At 64.8% G+C, this 6,484-nt stretch carries 6 protein-coding genes; 1 reads left to right on the top strand and 5 read right to left on the bottom strand.

Going from position 1 to position 6,484, the window contains the following annotated elements; translation table 11 throughout:
- Positions 1-28: 28 nt before the first annotated feature.
- On the top strand, positions 29-1,504 hold the full coding sequence (locus EOA22_RS21145; protein WP_063169805.1) for a nucleotidyltransferase family protein: 1,476 nt from the start codon (positions 29-31) through the stop codon (positions 1,502-1,504).
- A 40-nt stretch (positions 1,505-1,544) separates the two neighbouring features.
- On the opposite strand, the gene EOA22_RS21140 is transcribed toward EOA22_RS21145, so the two are convergent.
- From EOA22_RS21140 to EOA22_RS21120, 5 genes are all read right to left on the bottom strand, one after another.
- Positions 1,545-2,291: an FAD-binding oxidoreductase gene (locus EOA22_RS21140; RefSeq protein WP_013528277.1), complete on the bottom strand. Its 747-nt coding sequence runs from the start codon at positions 2,289-2,291 to the stop codon at positions 1,545-1,547.
- Complete coding sequence (locus EOA22_RS21135; protein WP_063170438.1) at positions 2,288-2,899, bottom strand: molybdopterin-dependent oxidoreductase; 612 nt, start codon at positions 2,897-2,899, stop codon at positions 2,288-2,290. The genes EOA22_RS21140 and EOA22_RS21135 overlap by 4 nt, the downstream gene beginning before the upstream one ends.
- A gap of 148 nt (positions 2,900-3,047) precedes the next feature.
- Positions 3,048-4,568 carry a DegQ family serine endoprotease gene (locus EOA22_RS21130; protein ID WP_063169804.1) on the bottom strand — a complete coding sequence of 507 codons (1,521 nt, stop codon included), beginning with the start codon at positions 4,566-4,568 and terminating at the stop codon, positions 3,048-3,050.
- A 245-nt stretch (positions 4,569-4,813) separates the two neighbouring features.
- On the bottom strand, positions 4,814-5,533 hold the full coding sequence (locus tag EOA22_RS21125; protein ID WP_063170437.1) for an MBL fold metallo-hydrolase: 720 nt from the start codon (positions 5,531-5,533) through the stop codon (positions 4,814-4,816).
- A gap of 53 nt (positions 5,534-5,586) precedes the next feature.
- Positions 5,587-6,484, bottom strand: an 898-nt coding sequence (locus tag EOA22_RS21120) for a diphosphate--fructose-6-phosphate 1-phosphotransferase (protein WP_127390200.1), incomplete at its 5' end; no start/stop codon positions are given.

Below are 6,484 nucleotides of genomic sequence, written 5' to 3'. Positions count from 1 at the left end.
GGCGGGCCCAGAACAAGGCGGGCTCCAGTTGAACGCCAGGCCTGTTCGCCGCATCAGCCGCCGCTTCCCGGACTATGGCTGGTCGTGGCCCACCGGCCAGTTGGACCTGTTGCTGAAGGCGGCGCTGCTCTCCGATGAGGACGCAGCCGCTGCCTGCGCCGCGCGCTGGCTCGACGAGAACGACATCGACCTCGTCTCGTTTCGAGAACATCGTCTGCTCGCCGCCATCTCCGACAGGTTCGGCAGAAAACTGGCCGGGCATACCGCGCACCCGCGCCTCGTCGGCCTGCAGAAGATGCTGTGGACGAAGTCGCGCATGGCGATGCGCGAGGCCGAGCCGACGCTGAAGGCGATGGCCGACGGCGGCGCCGACATCATGCTGATCAAGGGCGCCAGCCGCATTGCCTTGAACGCGTCGGCGCAGCGTGGTCGGGTGGCGCATGACATCGACATACTGGTGCGCCCGCGCGACATGGCTGCCGTCTTCGACATCTTGCGCGACCGCGACTGGCAGATCGCCTCGGGCGTCAGCGCGCAATATCTGCGAACCCGGTTGGCGTCGCTGCGGTCGATGAACTTCTTCAAGGGCCGTTTCGGCGACATCGACCTGCACCAGCTCGGCTATGATGGGTCGCAGACGAGCGCGGAAGACGACCTGGCGATCTGGCAACGGGCGGTCCCGGCACAATTCAGCGGCGTCGCGGTCTTCGTGCCATCGCCGGCCGATCGCATGGCACTGGCCATCGCCCATGGCGGCCTCGACGCCCACACCCACAGCGACTGGCTTGTCGACTGCGCGGTCGCCATCCATGCCGAAGACGTCGATTGGGGGATGTTCCTCGACATCGTCGGAAGACGCGGCCTGGCGGTTCCAGCGGCGGTGGCGTTATCCTATCTGGCGTTCGAGATCGGCATTCCGGTGCCGGAACGGACAATGGCCAGAATCTTCGAGATGGCCGACCGGGCTGGCCTGTCGCGTTGGTCGTCGGTTCTGCAAGCCAAGCCGCGCACGGATTTCGGCGGCCTGGTCTGGCTGTCGCGCGGCCTTGCCAAGCAGTTGCGCCTGAAGCGGAAGAAGGGCCGGTTGCAGCAGGAGCCGCCCGCCAAACCCTGGCGCGGGAGACCGGCCGCGGGCAAGCCGCAAGCCGCATCGGAGCCTCTGGTGTTTTCGCAGGCCATCGCCTGTCCGCAAACGACCGGCGACATGATGCTCGACATCACCGTCAGGATCGGCGTTCCGCCGGTCCGGCGCCGCATCGAAATGGAGATCAATGACGGTGGCGAGCATATCGCTCGCCTGCGTGCCGTGGCTATCAGCCGATCCGGCAGGGAACGCGTGCTGCATTTTCGCGGCAAGGTGACGCTCGACGGCGCGCGAGTTGCCTTGACGCTCGAGGCGCGACCATCGCGACAGTTTCGCGAGTGGAACGACGCGGCCACGGTGGCCGCCTATGGCGCCTTGCCTTTCCAGTTGCTGTCGGCGGGTTTCTTGCCGATCGGCTGAAGGCGAATCCGACGAACCTTTCTCGCAAGGCGGCGTCCGCTCAAACTCCGTAGCGTTCGGTGCGGATGATTTCGGCTGCAACGCCGGCATCGATCAGCGCCTGGGCTGCCGCGGAAACGAAGGCATTGGAGCCGCAGACGAAGGCGAGACCGGGCGGCTCGGGCAGCCGCGCCATGGCTTGCGCCATCATCGCGACGTCCACCCGCCGCGCATAGTCGGCCGGGCGGCGTGCGGCTTCGCGGGTCAGTGTCAGCACCAGCTCGAAGCCGTCCTGACGCTCGTCGAGGGCGATCAGCTCGTCACGAAAGATCACTTCGTCCCAGACCCGGACCGAAAAGACCAGGACGACGGGCACCGCTGAATTCCGTGCGGCGCGGTGGCGGATCATCGACATCAAGGGCACGACGCCCGAACCGCCGCCGACCATCACAAGCGGCCCACTCTCATCCTTCGGCCAGACGAAATGCCCGCCAAGCGGCCCGCGCAGTTCGATTTCGTCGCCAATTGCCGCGACCTCGTGGAAGAAGGGCGAAACCTCGCCATCGTCGAGTTTTTCGATCGCCAGTTCGATTGCGCCATTCGTTTCGGGCGCGGAGGCGATGGAATAGGAGCGGCGCGCCTGATAGCCGTCCGGCGCCGTCAGCCTGACGTCGACATGCTGCCCGGCGCGATAGGCGAAGGGCCGAGACGGCTGAAAAAAGAAGCTGGTGACACGCGGCGTGCGCTTTTCGATGCGGACGATGCCGGCTGTTTGCCAGGGCGACTGCACTGCCGCCGTATCGCTCATGGATCGTTCGTGTAGCGTTGCTCGCGCCATGGGTCGCCATAGATATGGTAGCCGCGCAATTCCCAGAAACCGGGCTCGTCGCGCGAGGTGAATTGCAGGCCGTTCAGCCATTTGGCCGACTTCCAGAAATAGAGATGCGGCACCAGCAGCCTTGCCGGGCCGCCATGATCCGGCGTGATCGGCTTGCCTTCGTAGAGCAGCGCGACCATGGCCTTGCCGGCGGTGAGATCCTTGACCGGCACATTGGTGGTGTAACCGTCGAACGCGTGCGCCAGCGTGAAGCCGGTCGGCGGCTCCACACCCGCGTCGGCAAGGATATCGTCGACCAGCACGCCCTGCCACGGCGTGTCGAACTTGGTCCATGCGGTCACGCAATGGATATCGCGCGTCATCTTGGTCAGCGGCAGCGCGTTGAACTCGGCCCAGTTCCATTTCTTGATCGGCCGTGGCCCATGTTTCAGCGTGAAAAACCAATCCTCGGTGCGCACGCGCGGCGTCGGACCGGCCGACAGCACCGGAAAACCCTGTTCCAGATATTGGCCGGGCGGGATGCGGGCATCGTCATCGGTTGGCGGGCGCCGTCCTGAAGAGAAACCTCGGGTGACCATCGCGGCAATCTCCTGCATCGGGCCGACATCAGCCTGATGCAATGTTCTCGAAGATGTCGTGGCGGGCAACCAAAATCTTGACGGCCGGAGGCCGGAGGGGATCGTCGCCGACGAACCCTGCCGGTCCCGTTCACGTCAAGGCCATTACTCAGCCATTGGCAAAAGGCACCGCGATGTAGATCTGAGCGTCGCCACGCTCGACCAGCAACAGCACCGACTTGCGGCCAGACTTGCCGGCTTGCGCGATTGCCTGGGTTACCTGCCTGGCGTTCTTAACCGGCACCTGATTGACGGCAACGATGATGTCGCCGGCCTGTATTCCGGAAGCGGCGGCGGCTTTGTCGGGATTGACGCTGGCAACCACCGCGCCGTGCTGCTTGCCGGCTAGGTTCATCTGCTGGCGAATGTCGGGCGTTATATCCATCAAGCCGAGCCCTATCGCCGGAGCGCGCCCGGCGCTGGGCGTGTCGGACCCGTCATCCAGCGACGCGGTCTTCGCATCGGCGCTGTTCTGGCCGACATCGACGGAAATCCGCATCGGCTTGCCTTTGCGCCAGACGTCGACCGTTTCCATGGCGCCCGGCGCGACATCGGCGACCGCCCGCGACAGGTCCTTGGGGTCCTTCACGTCCTGCCCGGCAAAGCTGGTGATGACGTCGCCCGTCTCGATGCCGGCCTTGGCCGCCGGCGAGCCGTCATTGACCTCTGAAACCAGCGCGCCGCCGGGATGGTCGAGCCCGATGGCGCTCGCGACATCCGGTGTCACCTCCTGGATCTGAACGCCGAGATAGCCGTACTGGATGGAGCCGCCCTTCATCAGCTTGGCCACCACCTTCTGGGCCTGGTCCGACGGAATGGCAAAGCCGACGCCGACGCTGCCGCCATTGGGCGAATAGATCGCCGTGTTGATGCCGACGACATTGCCCGCGACATCCACCAGCGGGCCGCCGGAATTGCCGTGGTTGATCGGCGCGTCGATCTGGATGAAATCGTCGAACGGCCCGCTATGCAGGTCACGGCCGCGCGCCGAGACGATACCTGCCGTGACGGTGGTGCCGATGCCGAACGGGTTGCCGAAGGCCAGCACCTGGTCGCCTGGCATAAGCTTGTCGGAATCGCCCCATTTGACGGTCGGCAGGGGTTTGTCCGACTTGATCTTCAGCACGGCGAGATCGTTCTTGGCATCGCGGCCGATGAGCTTGGCCGGAAGTTCGGTGCCGTCGTCGAGCGTCACCTTGATCGAAGAGGCCCCATCGATGACGTGATTGTTGGTGACGATGGTGCCGTCGGAGGCGACGATGAAGCCGGAACCCAGCGCCTCGGCGCGCTGCGGTTGCTGTTGCGGCGGCGTCTTGGGCGTCGGCATGCCCTGGTCACCGAAGAACTGGCGGAAATAGTCGTCGAAAGGCGAGCCGCCGTCGAAAGGAGAGGCATCGCTCATCGTTTCAGGCTGTGCCTTCATGACCGTGGTGACCGTCACCACCGCCGGCTTGTCGGCGGCAACGATGGGTGCGAACGAGCCATTGGGCGCAGTGATGCCGGCAACAGGTGTCTGGGTCGTCGGAACGGTGTTGCCCGCGCTTTGGGCGAAAGACATGACGAAGGGGGATATGATCAGCGCAGCGCCCAGCAAGGCCGCGACGCGATGCCTACGAAGGATATCTGACATGGTCGTTTGTCCGGGCGAGAGTTGATCCAGCGCCGTGGCCTCCCATGCGGGAAATCGGTCATCGGCGTGTCGAGGTTGCAATTGCCCGTCTCGCCTACATGGCAGCCAACCGGATCGACGGCCTTGCATCTAGGGCGCGGATTGGCCCGATTTAGGGTTTTCGGGCGACCTTACGAAGATTTAATATCCGCACGGCGGCAGGGTCACAAAGTCGTCGGGTCGCGCCTTGCTGCCTCGCTGGAGCCTCAGCCACCGGCGATTCGTCCGAGATAGGCCGTAGCAATCTCGCGCATGCGCTTGCCGTCGAAGCTCGGTCCGTGTCCTCCATGACCGATACGGATCGGCAGGTCGAGCAGGCGCCGCATCGTACTGATATAGGCGGCCCGGTCGGAATCCGGCAGGTCGTCTATCAGCATGGCGTCGTAGATGGCATCGCCGCTGAAGAACAGTCCGTCGGCCTCGTCGAACAGCGCGATCGAATCCGGTGAATGGCCCGGCAAATGCAGCACGCGAAATTGCCGGTCGCCAAGATCGACGACATCGCCCTCGTCCAGGGTTCGCGTCAACGGCGCGGGCGGGATCCTGTAGTCGGCCGACTTCCATCCGGACGCCGGCAGTTTCGAGACGGCACCCTCGAGGTCGTGGAACATGTAGGCGTAAGTCGCGGCCTCATCCATGGTCTCGAACCGAGCCGCGCTCATTCTTGGCCCGGCCCGCAACGGGAATTCATGCAGCGAGCCGACGTGGTCGAGATGGATGTGGGTGGCAACGACCAGCAACGGCTTGCCCTGCGGCGTCTCGATCTGCGGCGCCAGCGGACAGATGCCCATACCGGTGTCGACGAGCAGGTCGGCATCGCGACCGCGCAGATGCCAGATATTGGCCCGAACATAGGCATGCACGAAGGGCTCGGTCAGCATCGTCGTCTTGCCGTCGACCACGCTCCTGCTGAACCAGCTCGGCATCAAGTGTGAGTCCGGCATACGAAGTGAGCCGGGCATCAGGTGTGAGCCCGGCATCAGACGAAGGGCTTCCCGACCTTGTACTTTTCCGGCACCAGCCGCTTGAGATAGGCCATGCCGGCATCCGACAGCTGATTGACGTCGGGCTTCATGAAATCGTCAGGCATGTGGCGGGTCTTGCCGGCGACGTTCTTGAGCGGCACTTTCTTCAGCACCGTTCTGGTGCCGTCATATTGCAGCGCCACCGAGCCGCCGCCCTGTTCGGCGACGGTGACCGCGAAAGCGCCGGCATCGAAAGCCTCCTGCGCGTCGACCGCGCTGATGGCGCCGATATAGCCGCGCGGCATGTAGCCGAGCGCGTCGACGCGGGCACGCTTGCCGGGCAGGCCTTCCGCCAACGCGCGCTCGAGTGCGGCCGGCAGGTCGCTGCCCGACAGCTTGACGTTGCCATGCGCGTCGCGCTCAAGCTTGTCCGGCGGCACCAGGCTTTCGACCAATGCCTTGCCGTCGGCGGTGCTGACGCCTTCCGAAACGGCGACGATGCAGCGCTTGTGGCGATCGAGCGTGGCACGCACGTCGTCGATGAAGCCAGCGGCCGAGAACGGCCGCTCGGGCACGTAGACGAGATGAGGGCCGCTGTCGGGGTCGAGCTGCCAGGCAGCGGCAGCCGCGGTCAGGAAGCCCGCATGCCGGCCCATGACGATGCCGACATAGATGCCGGGCAGCGCGCGAAAATCGAGATCGACGGACAGGAAGGCGCCGGCGACGAACTCGGCCGCCGAAATAAAGCCCGGCGTGTGGTCGTTTTCCTCGAGATCATTGTCGATGGTTTTTGGCGCATGAACAAAGGCAATTGAGCCGCCGGCGGCGTCGGTCAGGATCTGCTGGGTACCCGACGTGTCGTTGCCGCCGATATAGATGAAGGCGTCGGCGCCGGCCTTCTTCAGGCCGTTG

Origin of the sequence: Mesorhizobium sp. M7A.F.Ca.US.014.04.1.1 (assembly GCF_003998745.1) — a bacterium.
GTDB classification, from domain to species: Bacteria; Pseudomonadota; Alphaproteobacteria; order Rhizobiales; family Rhizobiaceae; genus Mesorhizobium; species Mesorhizobium ciceri.
This window is presented reverse-complemented; position numbering and strand designations above follow the sequence as displayed.

What these genes read in the sequence shown, in the direction of transcription:
- EOA22_RS21140 (WP_013528277.1), bottom strand. Translation starts at nt 2,291, where the DNA reads ATGAGCGATACGGCGGCAGTGCAGTCGCCCTGGCAAACAGCCGGCATC.
- EOA22_RS21135 (WP_063170438.1), bottom strand. Translation starts at nt 2,899, where the DNA reads ATGGTCACCCGAGGTTTCTCTTCAGGACGGCGCCCGCCAACCGATGAC.
- EOA22_RS21125 (WP_063170437.1), bottom strand. Translation starts at nt 5,533, where the DNA reads ATGCCGAGCTGGTTCAGCAGGAGCGTGGTCGACGGCAAGACGACGATG.
- EOA22_RS21130 (WP_063169804.1), bottom strand. Translation starts at nt 4,568, where the DNA reads ATGTCAGATATCCTTCGTAGGCATCGCGTCGCGGCCTTGCTGGGCGCT.